An 18,588-nucleotide genomic window follows, 5' to 3' on the forward strand; every position below is an offset into this window, starting at 1 on the left:
CGCCCCCGGACCCCCGCTGTCGGCGCTCCGCGCCTCGTCCTCAAACGCCGGACGGGCTAGAGAGTGTGCGGCTAAGTTTCAGCCTCTCCGGCGTTTGAGGAGCGGGGTCTGGGGCGGAGCCCCAGTTTCGGTGAAGGGGCGGGATTGGGGAGCCCCCGGCAGGGGACCGGCCTCAGCCCTGGGGGTGGTGGGGCGGGATGGGCGGGAGTTCGCCGGAGGTCTCGTAGCGGGAGAGCATCTCGATGCGGCGGGTGTGGCGCTCCTCGCCCGAGTAGGGCGTGGCGAGGAAGATCTCGACGAACCTCGTGGCCTCGTCCTGGGTGTGCATGCGCCCACCGATGGAGATGACGTTGGCGTCATTGTGCTCACGCCCGAGCGCGGCGGTCTGCTCACTCCAGGCGAGAGCCGCCCGCACCCCCTTCACCTTGTTCGCCGCGATCTGCTCCCCGTTCCCGGACCCGCCGATGACGATGCCGAGGGCCTCGGGGTCCTCGGCGGTCCTCTCGGCCGCACGCAGGCAGAACGGCGGGTAGTCGTCCTGGGCGTCGTAGATGTGGGGACCGCAGTCGACGGGCTCGTGCCCGTGGGCCTTGAGCCATTCGACGAGGTGGTTCTTGAGTTCGTAGCCGGCATGATCCGAGCCGAGGTACACGCGCATGGGCGAAGTGTGGCACGCATGCGGGCGGGCGGCCGCCGTGGGGCGGCCGGGCACCTCCTCCGGGCACCGATTGGTGCAGGCCAATGCCCTGCCCGGTCATCGAGCGTAAGCGCCCGTTCACTCAGGATTCCGCGGAATACAACGATCCGGAGACGGGTCTTTCGTCCCGTACGGCCCTGCGCTTTTAATGCGGGAGCTTGTCCCCGCGAACCAAAGGATCTGCCTATGACCTCGCAACCGTCCCTTGCGAAGGAAGACAGCACCGACGAAGGACCCGGCAATTCGCAGCCGGGCGGTGGGAACGGCGGCGGCGACGGCCTCCAGGCCGGACTCAAGAACCGCCACCTGTCCATGATCGCCATCGGTGGCGTGATCGGTGCGGGCCTGTTCGTCGGTTCCGCCTCCGGCATCAAGGCCGCGGGCCCGGCGATCCTCGTCTCGTACGCCCTCGTCGGCACCATGGTCGTGCTCGTGATGCGGATGCTCGGCGAGATGGCCGCGGCCCGGCCGACGTCCGGTTCCTTCTCCGCCTACGCCGACCAGGCGCTCGGCCGCTGGGCGGGCTTCTCCATCGGCTGGCTGTACTGGTTCTTCTGGGTCGTCGTGCTCGCGGTGGAGGCCACCGCGGGCGCCGTGATCCTGGAAGGCTGGATACCCGCGATCCCGCAGTGGGGCTGGGCGCTCATCGTGATGGTGGTGCTCACCGCCACGAACCTGGTCTCGGTCGGCTCCTACGGCGAGTTCGAGTTCTGGTTCGCCGGGATCAAGGTCGTCGCGATCGGCGCGTTCGTGCTGATCGGTCTGCTCGCGGTGTTCGGTGTGCTGCCCGGCTCGGACAACCCGGGGGACGGCTTCGCGCATCTGACGGACGCGGGCGGCTTCATGCCCAACGGGGCGGGCGCCATCCTCACGGGTGTCCTGATGGTGGTCTTCTCCTTCATGGGTTCGGAGATCGTCACGCTCGCCGCCGGTGAGTCGGAGGACCCGCAGCGCGCCGTCACCAAGGCCACGAACAGCGTCATCTGGCGCATCGGCGTCTTCTACCTCGGTTCGATCTTCGTGGTCGTGACGCTGCTGCCCTGGAGCGACAAGTCCATCGAGAAGGACGGTTCGTACGTCGCCGCGCTGAACTCGATCGGCATTCCGCACGCCGGTCAGGTGATGAACGTGATCGTGCTCACCGCGGTGCTCTCCTGCCTCAACTCCGGTCTCTACACGGCCTCCCGCATGGCGTTCTCGCTCGGTCAGCGCGGCGACGCGCCGAAGGCCTTCGCGCGCACCGACTCCAACGGCGTGCCGCGCACGGCCATCCTCGGCTCGGTCGTCTTCGGCTTCGCCGCCGTCTGGTTCAACTACCAGTGGCCGGACACCGTCTTCGACTTCCTGCTGAACTCCTCCGGCGCCGTCGCCCTGTTCGTCTGGCTCGTCATCTGCTTCACGCAGCTGAAGATGCGCGGCATCATCCTGCGCGAGCAGCCGGAGAAGCTCGTCGTGAAGATGTGGCTGTTCCCGTATCTGACCTGGGTCACCATCGGAATGATCTCGTTCGTGATCGTCTACATGCTGTACGACGACGCCGGGCGCAAGCAGATGGTGCTCTCGCTGCTCGTGGCGGCCCTCGTGCTCGGCTTCTCGCTGGTGCGCGAGAAGCTGCGGCCCCGCTCGGACGAGGAGCTCACCGAGGCCTGACAGGTCCCGGCGCCCCGTGCGGGGCGTCCGCGGGGACGGCAGCCGTAGCCACTGCCTTCCTCGCGGGCGTCCCGCTTTTCCTTGCCGGTCCCCCTGCCGGAAAACTTGACGGAAGGTGTCAGGTTTCCGCGTCAGGGTGTGCTCGACAGCAAGATCGAAGCCAAGACCGAAGCAGGGAGAGACTCGTGGACCTCAGCGCTTTCGCCGCCCAGCGACTCGTCCTCCGTCCCGGCGACGCCGGGTACGACGACGAACTCGCCGGATTCCAGACGGGGTACGCCCAGCGCCCCGACGTCGTCTTCGCGGCCACGAGCACCGATGACGTCGTCGCGGCGGTGTCGTACGCCGCGGAGGCGGACCTGCCCGTCGGGGTGCAGGCGACCGGGCACGGCCTGCCGGACGCGTCGGCGGGCGGCGTGCTGGTCAGCACCCGGCGCCTGGACGAGGTCGTCGTGGACCCCGTGGCGCGCACCGCGCGCGTCGGGGCGGGGGTCCGCTGGGGGCAGGTCGTCGCGGCCGCGGCGGAGCACGGCCTCGCGCCGCTGAACGGCTCGGCGCCGTCCGTGGGCGCCGTGTCGTACACCCTGGGCGGCGGGCTCGGCATCCTGGCCCGTGAGTTCGGGTACGCGGCCGACCACGTGCGGTCCCTGGACGTGGTCACGGCGGACGGCGCCGTGCGGCACGTGACGGCGGAGGGCGATCCCGAGCTGTTCTGGGGGCTGCTCGGCGGCGGTGCGAACCTCGGCGTCGTGACGGCCCTGGAGATCGGCCTGGTGCCCGTGACGCGGCTGTATGGGGGCGCGCTCGCCTTCGACGGCCGCGAGGTCGACCCGGCGGCGGTCCTGCGCGCCTACACGGCCTGGACCGAGACGGTGCCCGACGCCGTCACCTCGTCGCTCGCGGCGCTGGTCTACCCGGATCTGCCGATGCTCCCGGAGGCGCTGCGGGGCCGCTATCTGGTGACCGTGCGCGTCGCGTACACGGGCACCGCCGCGGAGGGCGAACGGCTCGTGGCGCCCTTGCGCGCGATCGGGCCCGCGCACGAGGACTCCCTGCGCGAACTGCCGTACACCGAGAGCCACACCATCCACAGCGACCCCGACTTCCCGCACGCCTACTACGGGGAGAGCCGCATGCTGGACGACCTGGACGACGCGGGCATGGAGCGGATCCTCGCGCTCACCGGTCCCGCCGCGGACCGCATGCACGTCGTCCAGCTCAACCACCTGGGCGGCGCCCTCGCCCGGCCCGCCGCGAACGCCGTGCCGCACCGGGACGCGCGCTGGCTGCTGCGGATCCTGTCGCCCCTGAACACCACCGGCGGCACCGAGGACGTGGCCGGGGCCGACCGCGCGAGCCTGCGGGAGCTGTACGCGGGCGCGTTCGGGGAAGTGGCGCCCCATGTCCTCGGCCGGTCCCTGAACTTCACCTTCGCCGGTGGTGACCGGCCCGAGGGGCTGTACGACGCGGAGACGCGGAAGAGGCTCGCCGGGCTGAAGGCCATGTACGACCCGGCGAACCTCTTCAGGCGGAACTACAACGTCCGTTGACGCTGACGCTGGCGCTGACGGCTGAGGCGCGTCAGCGCTCGTCGCGCTTGCCGTGCTTGTCGTGGAGGAACTTCCACACCAGCGGCACCGCGCCCATCGCGAGCGCCGCCTTGAGCGCGTCGCCGATGAGGAACGGCGTGAGTCCGGCCGCGACCGCCTCGGTGAGCGACATGCCGGTCGAGGCGGCCAGGTACGGCACGCCGACGGCGTAGATGATCGCGGAGCCCAGGATCATCGTCCCGGCCATGCGCGCCACGTTCCGGTCGGCGCCGCGGCGGGCGAGGGCGCCCACGACCATCGCGGCGAGCAGCATGCCGAAGACGTAGCCGAGGCTCGGCGCGCCCATGCCCGCCTTGCCCTGCGCGAACCAGGGCATGCCCGCCATGCCGACGAGCGCGTACACCGCGAGCGAGGCGGCGCCGCGGTAGGCGCCGAGCGAGGTGCCGACGAGCAGGGCCGCGAAGGTCTGGCCCGTGACCGGGACCGGGGAGCCGGGGACCGGGACGGCGATCTGGGCCGCGATGCCGGTGAGGGCGGCGCCGCCGAGGACCAGGGTCACGTCGCGCAGGCGGGTGGCGGGGATCAGGTCGGCCAGGACCTGACCCGGACGGGATATGGCGGCTGTGCTCATCGGGACTCCGTGCTTCTCAAGGGCCAGGCGGGCGAGCGGACGCTGTGACCCTATCCCCGGAAGGCGCGGCGCATCAGGGGGCGCCGGTGACAAAGGCAGCGGCCCGGCCTTGGTGGGCTTCGCACAAAGGCGCCGGGGCACACCTGGTTCGACGTGATGCTCGTCACTGAGGTCAGTGCCGTACGGGCCCCGGTTGCTTCCCGGGATGTTCAGCGGCGACACTGTTGATTCCCACCAAACACCTTGAGTCCGCCCCGCTGAACTCCTTGAGCCCGAGAGCCGACGACACGTGAAGCACGACTCCTTGCCGTCCCGGTCGGCGGTGCCTCCCACGGGAGCGACGGCGGTCGACGCGCCCGCCGCCACGGACGCGGGGCCCGAGCCCCTCGGCGGTGGCCTCAAGCAGCGCCACCTCACCATGCTCGGTCTCGGCGGCGTCATCGGCGCCGGTCTGTTCGTGGGGTCGGGTGCCGGGATCGAGGTCGCGGGGCCCGGGATCGTCCTCTCTTATCTGATCGCGGGCGCGCTCGCGATGTGCGTGATGCGGATGCTCGGCGAGATGTCCGCCGCGATGCCGGCGTCCGGCGCGTTCTCCGTGCACGCGGAGCGGGCGCTCGGGCGGTGGGCCGGGTTCTCCGTGGGGTGGCTGTACTGGTTCCTGCTCGTCGTGGTGCTCGCGGTGGAGGCGACGGGCGCGGCTCGCATCGCGGGCGAGTGGGTGCCGGGGATGCCGCAGTGGGCGTGGGTGCTCGTCTTCATGGTGTTCTTCACCGGCGCCAACCTCGCGGCCGTGAAGAACTTCGGCGAGTTCGAGTTCTGGTTCGCCGCCCTGAAGGTCTTCGCGATCGGCGCGTTCCTCGTGCTCGGGCTGCTCGCGATCTTCGGGGTGCTGCCCGACACCGACCCGGTGGGCTTCACGCATCTGACCGGTGACGGAGGCTTCCTGCCGCACGGCTGGGACGGGGTGGTCTCCGGCGTTGTCGTGGTGCTGTTCGCCTTCGGCGGTCTGGAGATCGTGACGATCGCGGCGGCGGAGTCCGACGATCCGGTGCGTTCGGTGGCGCGCGCGGTGCGCAGCGCGGTGTACCGCATCCTCTTCTTCTATGTCGGCTCGATGCTGGTCATCGTGACGGTGCTGCCGTGGACGGCGCAGCAGGCGGGTTTCAGCCCGTATGTCACGGTCCTCGACTCCATCGGCGTCCCGTCGGCCGGGACTCTCATGAACATCGTGGTGTTCGTGGCGCTCCTGTCGTCCCTGAACGCCAATCTGTACGGCTCCTCGCGCATGATCTTCTCGCTGGCCGAGCGCGGCGAGGCTCCGAAGGCGCTCCTTCGGGTGTCGGGCGGCGGGGTGCCGCGCCGGGCCGTGCTCGCCTCGGTGGCCTTCGGCTTCGTGTCCGTCCTGCTGAATCTGAAGTGGCCCGAGTCCGTCTTCCTCTACATGCTGAACTCGGTCGGCGCGGCGCTCCTCTTCGTCTGGGCGCTGATCGCGCTCTCGCAGTTGCGGCTGCGGCGGCGGATCGAGCGCGAGGCTCCCGAGCGCCTGACCCTGCGCATGTGGTTCTTCCCCTGGCTGACGTGGGCGGCGCTCGTGGCGATGGCCGTGGTGATCCTGCTGATGCTCCGGGACGACGGGGCGCGGCCGCAGCTGCTGTGGTCGGCGGGCGCGACGGCGCTGGTGATCGCGGTGGCGTGGGTGCGGGAGTGGCTCGTGCGCGGATCCGGTGCGGCGCGCAGGTAGATCCGATGCCGCACGTACGTAGATGACGTACGCACGACATGGCGCTTCCGCGGGGACGGAGTGCGCGCCATGACACCCTCATATGACGCGCATGTGATCGCCGTGTGAACAAATCTTCACCATGTGTGAGCGTCGTGTCCGTATACCGGTCACCTGTTCCCTGTGAGCGGTACGCGCGCTCAGACTGTGGCCCACTTCGCTCCCCCGCCCCCCGTCTCTGCTACTGAACAGGGCACGCCCATGTCTCGGACGTCCTTGCAGGACGCACCACCCCAAGCCGACGCGCCGCTCGGTCACGGACTCAAGCAGCGCCATCTGTCGATGATCGCCCTCGGCGGCGTGATCGGCGCCGGGCTCTTCGTGGGCTCCGGAACCGCCATCGCGGCGGCCGGGCCCTCGATCATCCTGGCGTACGCGATATCCGGCGCCCTGGTCATGCTCGTCATGCGCATGCTGGGCGAGATGGCCGCGGCCAACCCCGCGTCCGGCTCCTTCTCCGTGCACGCCGAGCGGGCGATGGGTCCGTGGGCCGGGTTCACCGCGGGCTGGTCGTTCTGGTTCCTGCTGTGCGTGGCCGTCGGCCTGGAGGGCATCGGCGCCGCGAAGATCGTGCACGGCTGGGTGCCGGGGGTCCCGGAGTGGGCCTGGGTCGCCCTGTTCATGCTGATGTTCTGCGCCACGAACCTCGCGGCCGTGAAGAACTTCGGCGAGTTCGAGTTCTGGTTCGCCGCCCTGAAGGTCGGCGCGATCGTCCTCTTCCTCGGCATCGGCGTGCTCGCGATCTTCGGCTGGCTCCCCGACACCGAGGCGCCCGGCATGACCAACCTCACCGGGCAGGGCGGGTTCATGCCCAACGGCGTGGACGGCCTGATCGTCGGACTGCTCGCCTCCGTGTTCGCGTACGGAGGCCTGGAGACCGTCACCATCGCGGCGGCCGAGTCCGAGCACCCCGTGCAGGGCGTGGCCAAGGCCGTCCGCACGGCGATGTGGCGGATCGCCCTCTTCTACGTCGGCTCGATGGCCGTCGTCGTGACGCTGCTGCCGTGGACGAAGGAGGAGGTCGCGGCGAAGGGTCCCTATGTCGCCACCCTCGACCACCTCGGCATCGACGGCGCGGGCCAGATCATGAACGTGGTCGTCCTCATCGCCCTGCTCTCCGCGATGAACGCCAACATCTACGGCGCCTCGCGCATGGCCAACTCGCTGGTGCAGCGCGGCCAGGGCCCCAAGGCCCTCGGCCGGATGTTCGACGGCGTGCCCCGCATCGCCGTCCTGACCTCGTCGGCCTTCGGCTTCCTGTGCGTCCTGCTCAGCTACTGGCGGCCCGACGACATCTTCCAGTGGCTCCTGAACACCATCGGCGCGATCATCCTCGTGGTGTGGTTCTTCATCGCCCTCGCGCAGTTGAAGCTGCGCAAGAAGCTGGAGCGCGAGTCGCCGGAGAAGCTGGTCGTGAAGATGTGGCTCTTCCCCTGGCTCACCTATGTGGCGCTCGCCGGAATGGCGACGGTGTTCGTCCTCATGGCCCGCGAGTCCGAGACCCGCACCCAGCTCTTCTACTCGGGCGGGCTGACCCTGATCCTCATGGCGGTCGGCTACGCCCGCCAGAAGGCCGTGGAGAACCGGGACGCCGGCGCGCCGCGCCCCTGAGACCGGCAGACCGCGCCCCTGACACCGGCAGTACCCGAAGGCCCCGCTCCCCCCTGTGGAGCGGGGCCTTCGGCGTCCCGGGCCCGGTACCGGGTCCCCGGGCCTAGGACGAAGGGCTGATCAACTTCACCGTACTCCTGCTGCTAGCCTGCACTTGCACATAGGTCGCAATAAAGAGGTGCGAGGCGGCGCCGCCCGATACGGCGCGGCAAGCACGCAGAGCACGTCGGAGGGCTCTCTCATGGCCATTTACACGCTTCCTGAACTTCCGTACGACTACGCGGCGCTGGAGCCGGTGATCAACCCGCAGATCATCGAGCTGCACCACGACAAGCACCACGCCGCGTACGTGAAGGGTGCGAACGACACCCTGGAGCAGCTGGCGGAGGCCCGCGACAAGGAGTCGTGGGGCGCCATCAACGGCCTGGAGAAGAACCTGGCGTTCCACCTCTCCGGGCACATCCTGCACAGCATCTACTGGCACAACATGAACGGCCCGAAGGACGGCGGCGGCGGCGAGCCGCTGGCCGCGGACGGCGTGGGCGAGCTCGCGGACGCCATCACCGAGTCCTTCGGCTCCTTCGCCAAGTTCAAGGCCCAGCTGACGAAGGCCTCCGCGACGACTCAGGGTTCGGGCTGGGGCGTGCTCGCCTACGAGCCGCTCAGCAACCGCCTGATCGTCGAGCAGATCTACGACCACCAGGGCAACGTCGGCCAGGGCTCCACCCCGATCCTGGTCTTCGACGCCTGGGAGCACGCCTTCTACCTGCAGTACAAGAACCAGAAGGTGGACTTCATCGAGGCCATGTGGCAGGTCGTGAACTGGCAGGACGTGGCCAAGCGCTACGAGGCCGCCAAGCAGCGCGTCAACAGCCTGCTGCTGGCTCCCTGATCCCGCCCCGGGCCCCGCGCCCGGTGAAACGTCCTGCCTCGTGATCGTCTTCTCAACCTTCATGACGGCAGGCGGACAGCGGAAAGGCCCCCACGAGGACGTGACTCGCGGGGGCCTTTCTGTGCGCCTGGAACGGCGCCGCTCAGTCAAAAACAGGGCCCTGCGTCCGCGTGCGCTTGATCTCGTAGAAGCCCGGGGTCGACGCCACCAGGAGCGTGCCGTCCCACAGGCGGGCCGCCGCCTCGCCCTTGGGGGCGGGGGTGACGACCGGGCCGAAGAAGGCGACCTGCTCGCCGTCGGTGCCGGGGACGGCGATGACGGGGGTGCCCACCTCCTGGCCGACCTTCTCGATGCCCTCGTTGTGGGAGGCGCGCAGCTCGGCGTCGTAGGGCGTGGAGTCCCAGTGGTCGAGGAGCGACTCGGGCAGGTCCACGTCCTTCAGGGCGCCCGCGACGGCCTCCTTGGTGGGGCCCTCGCCCTTATTGTGGATGCGGGTGCCGAGCGCGGTGTAGAGGTCGCCGAGGACGTCGGCGCCGTGCTCCTGCTGGGCGGCGATGACGACGCGGACCGGGCCCCAGGCATGGTTCGTCAGGAAGTCGCGGTACTCCTCGGGCAGCTCGTCCAGCTTGTTCTCGTTCAGGACGCCGAGGCTCATCAGATGCCAGCGGACCTCGATGTCGCGGACCTTCTCCACTTCGAGGACCCAGCGCGATGTCATCCAGGCCCAGGGGCACGACGGGTCGAACCAGAAGTCGACCGGGGTCTTGCCGCTCGCAGCGTTCCCAGCGTTCACAGCCATGTCTCTCCCTAAGGAATCCGTTCGGGGATCTGGCCGGGGAACATCGGGGTTGTGCCAGGGCATTCCCGGATGTCCGCCGAACTGGGCGCATGCGAGGATCAGAGGCGTTCGGACGAGTCGTGCGAGCCATACGCGAGCCACAAGGGAGTGCAGCCCGTGCCCGGTGAGAATCTGTCCCGCGACGAGGCCCAGGAGCGGGCCGCGCTGTTGTCCGTCGAGGGGTACGAGGTCTTCCTCGACCTGCGCTCGGCGGTGGGCGACAGCGACGGCGACACAGGGGCGCCGCGCACGTTCCGATCGGTGACGACGCTGCGCTTCCGGTGCGCCGAGCCGGGCGCCGCGAGCTTCGCGGACCTGATCGCGCCGAGCGTGACGGCCGTGTCCCTCAACGGCAAGGACCTGGACCCCTCGGAGGTCTTCGACGGCGCCCGCATCGCCCTCGAGGACCTGCGCGAGGAGAACGAACTGGTGGTGGACGCCCAGTGCGCCTACAGCCGCACCGGCGAGGGCATGCACCGCTTCGTCGACCCCGAGGACGGCGAGGTCTACCTCTACACGCAGTACGAGCCCGCGGACTCCCGCCGTGTCTTCGCCAACTTCGAACAGCCCGACCTGAAGGCCCCGTTCCGCTTCTCCGCACAGGCGCCCGAGGGCTGGACGGTGTGGAGCAACGGCGTCGGTGAACTGACCGACGGGGTCTGGCAGTTCGCCGAGACCAAGCCGATCTCGACGTACATCACGGCGATCGTCGCGGGCCCCTATCACTACGTGACCGACTCCTACGAGCGCGTCTTCGAGGACGGCACGCGCCTGGAGATCCCGCTCGGCGCGATGTGCCGCAAGGGCCTCGCCAAGCACTTCGACGCGGACGACGTCTTCCTTGTCACCAAGCAGGGCCTGGACTTCTTCCACGACCACTTCGACTACCCGTACCCCTTCGGGAAGTACGACCAGGCCTTCGTCCCGGAGTACAACCTCGGGGCGATGGAGAACCCGGGCTGTGTCACGTTCCGCGAGGAGTTCATCTTCCGCGGCAAGGTCACCCAGGCGTCCTACGAGCGCCGGGCCAACGTCATCCTGCACGAGATGGCGCACATGTGGTTCGGCGACCTCGTCACCATGCAGTGGTGGGACGACCTGTGGCTCAAGGAGTCCTTCGCCGACTTCATGGGCTCCTTCTCCATGGTCGAGGCGACGCGCTTCACCAGCGGCTGGATCACCTTCGCCAACAACCGCAAGGCCTGGGCGTACCGCGCGGACCAGCTCCCCTCCACCCACCCCGTCACGGCCGACATCCGCGACCTGGAGGACGCCAAGCTCAACTTCGACGGGATCACGTACGCCAAGGGCGCCTCGGTGCTCAAGCAGCTCGTGGCCTACGCCGGGCGGGACGCCTTCCTGGAGGGCGCCCGCCGCTACTTCAAGCGGCACGCGTACGGCAACACCCGCCTCGGCGACCTGCTCTCCGTCCTGGAGGAGACCAGCGGCCGGGACATGACGGCCTGGTCGCGGGCGTGGCTGCAGACCGCGGGCGTCAACTCCCTGACCCCGCAGGTGACCTTGAACGCGGAGGGCCGCGTCACGGAGCTGGCCGTGGTCCAGGAGGCCGCCGCCTCACACCCCGAACTGCGCCCGCACCGCGTCGCGGTGGGCCTGTACCGCCGCGAGGCCGGCGACCTCGTGCGGTACGCCCGCGCCGAGGTGGACGTCGAGGGCCCCCGGACCACGGTCGCCGAGCTGGCCGGAGCCGAGGCGCCGGAGCTGGTCCTGGTCAACGACGACGACCTGACGTACTGCAAGATCCGCTTCGACGAGACGTCCCTGGCCACGCTCCGCGACCACCTCGGGGACATCACCGACCCGCTGGCCCGGGCGCTGTGCTGGTCGGCGCTGTGGAGCCTCACGCGGGACGCGCTCATGCCCGCGCGGGACTTCATCGGCCTGGTGCTCCGCTTCGCCGGGCAGGAGTCCGACATCGGCGTCCTGCAGATGCTGCACGCCTGGGCGAACACCGCCCGCACGCACTACGCCGCGCCCGGCTGGCGCGAGGAGGGCGGCCGGGCGCTCGCCGAGGGCGCCCTGCGGGAGCTGCGCGTGGCCGAGCCGGGCAGCCAGCACCAGCTGACGTGGGCGCGGTTCTTCGCGTCGGTGGCATCGTCCGCGGCCGATCTGCAGCTGCTCCAGGGCCTGTTGGACGGCACGGCCAAGATCGACGGGCTCGATGTGGACCAGGAGCTGCGCTGGGCGTTCCTCGGCGTGCTCGCGGTGAACGGCGCGGCGGACGAGCAGGCACTCGCGGCCGAGCTGGCCCGCGACGACACGGCGTCCGGCAAGCGGCACCAGGTCCGCTGCCTGGCCGCGCGGCCGTCGGCGGCGGTGAAGGCGCAGGCGTGGGCCGCCGTGGTGGAGTCGGACGCGCTGTCCAACGCGCTGGTGGAGGCGACCATCGCGGGCTTCCAGCAGCCCTCGCAGCGCGAGCTGACCGCCGCGTACGCCCCGAAGTACTTCGAGGTGATCGAGCGGGTGTGGGCCGAGCGGTCCATCCAGATCGGCATGGACGTGGTGCGGGGGCTGTTCCCGCACTTCCAGGACAGCCAGGAGACGCTGGACGCGGCGGACGCGTGGCTCACCGGGCACGAGCAGGCGCCGCCCGCGCTGCGCCGTCTGGTCCTGGAGGCCACGGACGACCTGGCGCGCTCGCTGCGGGCCCAGGCCTGCGACGGGGCCGCGTCGGCGGGCTGAGCCGGCCGACGGGAAGTGCCGGGGCACGCGAGCCGCGTGCCCCGGCACCCCGGGAAGTGTCGCGCTGTGCGTCAGGTCCCCGCGTGGGCCGGGCCCTGGCCCCGCGGGGCGGGCGGGTCAGCCGATCTGCGCGCCGTAGCGGGAGAGCGCGTCGGTGACCGGGGCGAAGAACGTCTGGCCGCCGCTGGAGCAGTTGCCGCTGCCGCCCGAGGTCAGGCCGAGGGCGCTGGTGCCGGCGAACATGGCGCCGCCGCTGTCGCCGGGCTCCGCGCAGACGTTGGTCTGGATGAGACCGTTGACGGTGCCCTGCGGGTAGCTGACGGAGACGTTCAGGGCCCGGACCGTGCCGCCGTGCAGTCTGGTGGTGCTGCCGCTGCGCTGCACCTGCTCGCCGACGACGGCCGTGCGGGCGCCGGTTATCTGCTGGGCGCTGCCGTTGTAGAGGTTGACCTCGCTCGGGTGCGCCGTGTTGGCGGTGTACTTCACGATGGCGTCGTCACGGCCGGGGAAGCCGTAGTCCTCGACGGTGCCGATGGCCGAGCCGCCCTGGGTCTCCGACCAGGTGGTGCCGGCGAGGGCGGCGCAGTGTCCCGCGGTGAGGAAGTACGGCTGGCCGTTCTTCACCACGTTGAAGCCGAGGGAGCAGCGGCCGCTGGAGCTGTAGATGGCGTCGCCACCGCGGATGAGGGGCTGGAACTTGCCCGCGGTGCGCTTGAGCACGGCCTTGCCGTCCTGGGCGGCGACGTCCGCGCGCAGCCGGTTCAGGGCCGCGCCCTTGACCGTGCTGTCGGCGGTGACGACGACCTTGTTGGCGACCGGGTCGACGGCGCGGGACGTGCCGGGGACGGCGGTCTCGCCCAGGGTCTTCTGCACGGAGTTCAGCTCGGCCCGGGAGTTCTTGACGATCCTGGCCTCGGCTCCGGCCGCGCGGGCCTCGTCGGCGGCCGCGCCGTCGAGCACGCTGGCGACGAGCTTCTTGGCGGCGGCGTCGTAGTGCGTGCCGGCCAGGTCGCTCCTCAGGTCGGTGGAGAGGGAGTTCGCGAGCTTGCCCGCCGCGGTCGCGGTCAGGGTGTCCGGGGTGGGGGCGGGTGCCGCGGCGCTGGTGTTCGCCATCGTCAGGGTGCCCGCGACCAGCGCGGCGACCCCGACTCCGGTGATGGTCAGACGTCGCCTGCTCGCTCGTTGGGTGTTCACGCAGTACCTCCATGGGGGGATGGACCGCTCAAGTGGGGGGCGGTCATCGGGAGTTACCGGTGCCTGGCGCGGGCGCGCCTCAGGGGTGACCCGAATTACGTCGCGTCCATGCCAAACATCGCGCCGAGTATGACAACGGTGTCCGTCGCCCACAAGAGGGCCTCACGCCACCCCGCGCGCCCCCCGGTTCACCGGCGCGGACCTCGAACCGGCCATTTTCGGCTCTCGAACGCCCGTACTTTAGGACGGGGTTGTCCTGTTTTGCCGACGGGACTGTAACAGCGGTTAGGGGGCTGTCCGAGCGCGGGAATGGCCCCGTCATGAACCACAACACCCCGCTCTCCCCCCGCCCCCTGCGCCACCTCACCGCCGTCCAGCGCCGCGTCATGAGCTCCGCGCAACTGCGTGAGCACGGCGTCTCCGGCGCCGACACGAGCGCCCACTGCCGCCCCGGCGGCCCCTGGCAGCAGTTCCTGCCCGGCGTCTTCCTGCTCCACCCGGGCCCGCCCACCAGCGAGGAGCGACTGCACGGCGTGCTCCTGTACTGCGGCCGCCCGCCGGCCAAGGAAGCCAGGTCCGTGCCCGCGCAGCCCGGCGCGGGCGAGCCGCACGCCGCCTACGCGGACGCGCTGATCACCGGCCTCGCCGCGCTCGCCCTGCACCGCTTCTCCTCCGCGCCGCCGCTGCTCTCCCTCGACCGCATCGACGTCCTCGTGCCCCGCACCCGGCGGCTGCGCTCCACCGGCTGCGCCCGTCTCGTCCGCAGCGGCAGCCTGCCGACTCCCCAGCAGATCACCGGACTTCCCGTCGCCCCCGTGCCGCGCGCGCTCGCCGACGCCGTGGCGCAGCTCGCCGAGGCGGGCGCGGTGCGGCGGCTGCTCACCGAGGCGGTGCGCGGCGGACACTGCGAACCGGCGGCTGTCGTAAGGGAGTTGAACAACGCCCGGCTGCTCACCCGGCCGCACGTGGTGGACGCGGTGGACTCGCTCCTCGCCGAGGGCCGCGCCATCGCGGAGGACCGGCTCTACGCACTGGTACGGGACTTCGGCCTGCCCGACCCGCTGTGGAACGTCGACCTGCGACTGCCGGGCGGCCCGCATCTGGGCGGCGTCGACGCCTACTGGCCCGAGCACTCCGTCGCCGTGGAGCTGGACACGCGGGCGCCCCGCCAGGGGGAGGACGGCCTCGGCTCCTCCCTCGTCGAGCGAAGCCGGGAACTCGGGGAATGGTCCGAGTACACCCAGAAGCGCGAGCACCTGGAGCGCCTTGGCATCACGGTCGTCCACGTCACCCCGAAGAAGCTGCGGGACACCGCCGAGCAGCAGGCCACGGTCGTGCGCACGGCGCTGATGGCGGCGGCCGACCGGGATCCTGCGGCGTACGTCGTGGTCCTGCCCAGATAGCAGCACCACGGCGGACCCGCAGGAGGGGAGTGCGGGGGCGGAACCCTGGACGGCGGGGTTTCGCCCCCGCACGCATGCCCGGGCACTCCGCCACGAACACCTGGTCCGCCATGAACCCCTGCTCCGCCACGAACGGCGAGCCCGCGCGGGCTACTCGGCGCAGAACTCCGCCTCGACGATCGGCTTCAGGTCCCCCGTCCAGTCCCCGTTGAAGTTGACCGCGAGCGCGCGGTGCCCGTCGCCGGTGGCCATCGCCTCGGACTGCGAGCCCTGGATGCCGCCGCCGTGCCCCCACACGGCCGTCCCGCACGAAAGGCGCACGCGCATCAGGCCGAGGCCGTAGCCGACGTCCGGGCCGAGGGCCTTCGCCGGGACCGTCTCCTTCATCTGGGCGAGCTGCTCGTCCGGCAGCAGCCGTCCGCCGAGGAGCGCCCGGTAGAAGCGGTTGAGGTCCGCCGAGCTGGAGATCATCTCGCCCGCGGCGCCCGCCTCGGACGGGTTCAGCTCCGTCACGTCGTACGTCGTGGACGGCGACGTCGACTCGACGAACAGCTTGGAGTACGCCCGGGAGCTGGGCTGCGGCAGGGTCGGCCGGGTGCCGGGCACGAAGGTGTGGCGCAGGCCGAGGGGGTCGATGACGCGGGCGCGGACCTCGTCGCCGTAGGGGTGGCCCGTGGCCCGCTCCACGATCATTCCGGCGAGCAGGTAGTTGGTGTTGGAGTAGCCCCAGCCCGTGCCGGGGCGGAACTGCGGCCGGTGGCTCATCGCCATGCGCACCCAGGTCTCGGGGGTCCGGGTGTCGAAGCGGCGCTTCATGAACTCCGGGGTGAAGTAGTCGCGTCGGAAGCGGGGGTCGGCGAGGTAGTCGTAGACGCCGCTCGTGTGGTTGAGGAGCTGGCGGACGGTGATCCTGTCGCCGTCGTGGCCGTTGCCCTCGACGATGCCCGGCAGCCACTCCCCCACGGTGTCGTCGAGGTCGAGCCTGCCCTCCGCCGCGAGCTGGAGCAGCACCACGGCGGTGAACGTCTTCGTGATGCTGCCGACGCGGAAGTGGTCGTACGCGCCGCGCGGCGTCCGCGCCCGCAGGTCGCCGAGGCCCGCGGCGGCCGTCCAGGTCCCGTACGCGTCCACGGCCTGGCCGGTGACACCGGGGACGCCGGCCGTGACGGCCCGGTCCATGGCCCGCTGGGTGGCGCGGTGACCGTGGTCGGCGCCGGGTGCGCCGGGTGCGCCGGGCCGCGCGGACACGGCGGGCGCGGCGGACACGGCGGGGGCCGCGAGGACGCCCGCCACCGTCATCACCGCGGCCACCCCCAGGAGCCGCTTGCGTACTGACATGCGTCGTCCCTTCTCCAGGCCGAGACCGTAGCGCAGCGGGGCCGGGGCCCGTGACGCCGACAGCGCGGTGTTCGAACGGAGAAGTCGGCGGCCCCTACGAGGGCAGCCCTCGCGGCGGGGGTCAGCCCTTGCGCAGGACGAGTTCCGTGTTGCGGTCACCGGGGTCGCCGCCGAGCGTGGTCTTCGCGCCGGGGGCGTTGAACGACAGCTCCCGGTACAGCGCGGCGAGGCCCGTCTGCGACAGGTCGGCGAAGTCGGTGCGGTGCGGGGCCGCGGACTCGATGAGCGTGGTGAACAGCGAGAGCGTCCCGTCGTGGTTGTCGACCAGCTCGATGACCCGGGCCAGCTGCGGGAAGTCGATGTGCGAGGCCGTCGACACCTCCCAGAACGAGCCGTGCTCCGAGCGGTGCGGGGTGATGTCGTTCTTGTGGCTGTGGCCGTTGACCCAGGCGAGCACCGAGCGGTGCCGTCCGAGCAGCGCCGCGACCTCGTCGCCGCCGTGCCGGGACTCGCGCGGGCGGCCCGGGTCGGTGCGCAGGTTCCGCATGGACTTGCTGGTGTGATGGCTGAAGACGATGACGTACGAGGCGTCACCGCTCTTCTCCACCTCCTTCAGCTTCCTTTCCAGCCAGCGCAGTTGGGTCGTACCGAGGGAGCCCTCGTAGTGGCCGCCCGGGTCGGTGGTGTCCAGGCTGATGCCGAGGACGTCGTCGGTGATGCGGAAGGAGTAGTACTGGGTGCGCTCCGCCAGGTTCTCCTCGGTGTAGCCGTGGCCGACCGGGCCGCGGCCCCTGTGCGCCGGGTCCAGGTGGGCCTTGACGTACTCGGCGGGGGTGAAGGGGGCGCGGGCCTCGTCCGGGGTGACCGAACGCATGCGCCGTGCCTCGGACTTCATCACTTCCTTGAAGACGGCGCCCTTCGGGTCGTTGCCCTTCTTGACGTTCTTCCACAGGGCCGCGCCGCGCGCCTCGTCGAGGGACATCAGCTTCTTCCCGCCGACGGCGAACTCGGTGAAGTACGAGTCGCCGGGGGCGTAGCAGCCGCCGGGCAGGCCGTCGTGGTTGCCGACCGTGGAGTACCACGGCAGGTTCAGACCGGGGCTGTTGACCTCGCGGATCGCGGCCTCCAGGAAGCCGTGCAGACGGGGGAAGCCGACGCCCTTGTCGGCGTCGCGCAGGGCGTCGTCCGGGTGCCAGTAGAGCTTCAGGCCGCTGTCCTGCACGCCCTCGTAGCGGCGCGGGTCGCCGGAGTTGGGGGTGACGCGGCCCCCGCTCATCACCTTCAGGAACCAGTCCAGCTCGTTGCGGGAGTTGTTGTCCGTGTTGTCGCCCGTCGTCATCACGAAGTGCAGCGGCGCGCCGGTGGCGGGCGCCCCGCGCAGGCCGTTCACCTGCTCCACCAGCGACACGGCCCCCGCCACGGACAGCGCCTCCTGCGGGCGCCAGGCGCTTGCGGTCTGCGCCCGCAGGTACTCGTAGCGCAGCGGATGCTGTACGTCCACCAGGTGCAGATCCGTGAACTGGACGAACGCGGCCAGCGGGGTGCGGCGGGACTCGCGGCCCGGCTTGGCCGACGCCAGGTCCGCGCGCACGACGCGGTCCCAGGCCGGGCCGTCGGCGAGGCGGCGGTAGCCGGAGGTGCCCCTCGGCGCGGACACCGTGGCCAACGTGGTGCCCGAGCGGTACGGGGCCAGCGGGGCCGACGGGGCCCGGCGGGACATCGGCACCGGGGCCGCCGCGGCCGGGGCCGCCGAGCCGGAGCCCGCGCCCGGGCCCAGGGCGTATCCGACGCCCGCGGACAGGGTGACGGCGCCGGTCGCCGCGAGGAGCGCGCGGCGGTTCACCGTGGAGACGACGGACGTGGTGGCGGAGGCGGTGGCGGTGGCGGCCGTGGTGGCGACAGAGCGTATGCGCGACATGGCGCGGTCTCCCCGAGTGCGAACGCGTCGGCAGTGGTCGCGGGGGTCCGGGCGGTGGTTCGGCCGTGGACTTCCCGCTCGTACTGGATCGTTGGCAGCGGGGGTGGCCTGCGCGTTAACGTCGCCACAACGGGTGGCGCCGATCACCGTAAGTGGATCTGGGCGCACTTTGCGTGTGCACGCGGTGCTCGTTGGGGGGTGGGGTGGCGGTTGCTCTGTGTTCATGTGGCGGGGTAGGGGGCCTTGCCGGGGGCTCCCCAACCCCGCCCCTTCCCGAAACCGGGGGCTGCGCCCCCGGACCCCCCTTATCGGCGCTCCGCGCCTCGTCCTCAAACGCCGGACGGGCTGAAATGTGCCGGGCTGTTGCTCAGCTGGTGCAAGTT

The 18,588-nt window shown here is 71.0% G+C and carries 13 protein-coding genes; 7 read left to right on the plus strand and 6 right to left on the minus strand.

Going from position 1 to position 18,588, the window contains the following annotated elements:
- Positions 1-172: 172 nt before the first annotated feature.
- Positions 173-658 (minus strand): ribose-5-phosphate isomerase, encoded by a 486-nt coding sequence (locus ACFVHO_RS39680; protein ID WP_385725399.1) that lies wholly within the window; start codon positions 656-658, stop codon positions 173-175.
- A gap of 225 nt (positions 659-883) precedes the next feature.
- Here ACFVHO_RS39680 and ACFVHO_RS39685 point away from each other — a divergent pair, with 225 nt between their 5' ends.
- Positions 884-2,347: an amino acid permease gene (locus ACFVHO_RS39685; RefSeq protein ID WP_385725400.1), complete on the plus strand. Its 1,464-nt coding sequence runs from the start codon at positions 884-886 to the stop codon at positions 2,345-2,347.
- A 185-nt stretch (positions 2,348-2,532) separates the two neighbouring features.
- Complete coding sequence (locus ACFVHO_RS39690) at positions 2,533-3,897, plus strand: FAD-binding oxidoreductase (protein ID WP_385725401.1); 1,365 nt, start codon at positions 2,533-2,535, stop codon at positions 3,895-3,897.
- A 31-nt stretch (positions 3,898-3,928) separates the two neighbouring features.
- Here ACFVHO_RS39690 and ACFVHO_RS39695 read toward each other — a convergent pair whose 3' ends face one another.
- A complete protein-coding gene (locus tag ACFVHO_RS39695; protein ID WP_385725402.1) occupies positions 3,929-4,528 on the minus strand; it encodes a biotin transporter BioY in 600 nt (199 codons plus the stop codon).
- A 418-nt stretch (positions 4,529-4,946) separates the two neighbouring features.
- On the opposite strand from ACFVHO_RS39695, the gene ACFVHO_RS39700 reads away from it, so the two are divergent.
- The 3 genes from ACFVHO_RS39700 (at position 4,947) to ACFVHO_RS39710 (ending at position 8,811) form a co-directional block, all read left to right on the plus strand.
- The gene (locus tag ACFVHO_RS39700; protein WP_385725411.1) at positions 4,947-6,269 is read left to right on the plus strand and encodes an amino acid permease; all 1,323 of its coding nucleotides are present in this window, start codon (positions 4,947-4,949) and stop codon (positions 6,267-6,269) included.
- A 240-nt stretch (positions 6,270-6,509) separates the two neighbouring features.
- Complete coding sequence (locus ACFVHO_RS39705) at positions 6,510-7,919, plus strand: amino acid permease (RefSeq protein WP_385725403.1); 1,410 nt, start codon at positions 6,510-6,512, stop codon at positions 7,917-7,919.
- 241 nt (positions 7,920-8,160) lie between these two features.
- Positions 8,161-8,811: a superoxide dismutase gene (locus ACFVHO_RS39710; RefSeq protein ID WP_385725404.1), complete on the plus strand. Its 651-nt coding sequence runs from the start codon at positions 8,161-8,163 to the stop codon at positions 8,809-8,811.
- A 142-nt stretch (positions 8,812-8,953) separates the two neighbouring features.
- Here the strand turns inward: ACFVHO_RS39710 and ACFVHO_RS39715 are convergent, their stop codons facing one another.
- On the minus strand, positions 8,954-9,610 hold the full coding sequence (locus ACFVHO_RS39715; RefSeq protein WP_385725405.1) for a DsbA family protein: 657 nt from the start codon (positions 9,608-9,610) through the stop codon (positions 8,954-8,956).
- A 156-nt stretch (positions 9,611-9,766) separates the two neighbouring features.
- On the opposite strand from ACFVHO_RS39715, the gene pepN reads away from it, so the two are divergent.
- Complete coding sequence (gene pepN / locus ACFVHO_RS39720; protein WP_385725406.1) at positions 9,767-12,352, plus strand: aminopeptidase N; 2,586 nt, start codon at positions 9,767-9,769, stop codon at positions 12,350-12,352.
- Between the two features lie 117 nt (positions 12,353-12,469).
- Here pepN and ACFVHO_RS39725 read toward each other — a convergent pair whose 3' ends face one another.
- Complete coding sequence (locus ACFVHO_RS39725) at positions 12,470-13,546, minus strand: S1 family peptidase (RefSeq protein ID WP_385725407.1); 1,077 nt, start codon at positions 13,544-13,546, stop codon at positions 12,470-12,472.
- A 320-nt stretch (positions 13,547-13,866) separates the two neighbouring features.
- Here ACFVHO_RS39725 and ACFVHO_RS39730 point away from each other — a divergent pair, with 320 nt between their 5' ends.
- Complete coding sequence (locus ACFVHO_RS39730) at positions 13,867-14,949, plus strand: hypothetical protein (protein WP_385725408.1); 1,083 nt, start codon at positions 13,867-13,869, stop codon at positions 14,947-14,949.
- A gap of 150 nt (positions 14,950-15,099) precedes the next feature.
- Here the strand turns inward: ACFVHO_RS39730 and ACFVHO_RS39735 are convergent, their stop codons facing one another.
- A complete protein-coding gene (locus tag ACFVHO_RS39735; protein ID WP_385725409.1) occupies positions 15,100-16,287 on the minus strand; it encodes a serine hydrolase domain-containing protein in 1,188 nt (395 codons plus the stop codon).
- Positions 16,288-16,408: 121 nt separating this feature from the next.
- Complete coding sequence (locus tag ACFVHO_RS39740; RefSeq protein WP_385725410.1) at positions 16,409-18,205, minus strand: TIGR03767 family metallophosphoesterase; 1,797 nt, start codon at positions 18,203-18,205, stop codon at positions 16,409-16,411.
- Positions 18,206-18,588: the final 383 nt, after the last annotated feature.

The sequence above is a fragment of the Streptomyces sp. NPDC127108 genome (assembly GCF_042677545.1).
In the GTDB taxonomy this organism is placed as follows: Bacteria; Actinomycetota; Actinomycetes; order Streptomycetales; family Streptomycetaceae; genus Streptomyces.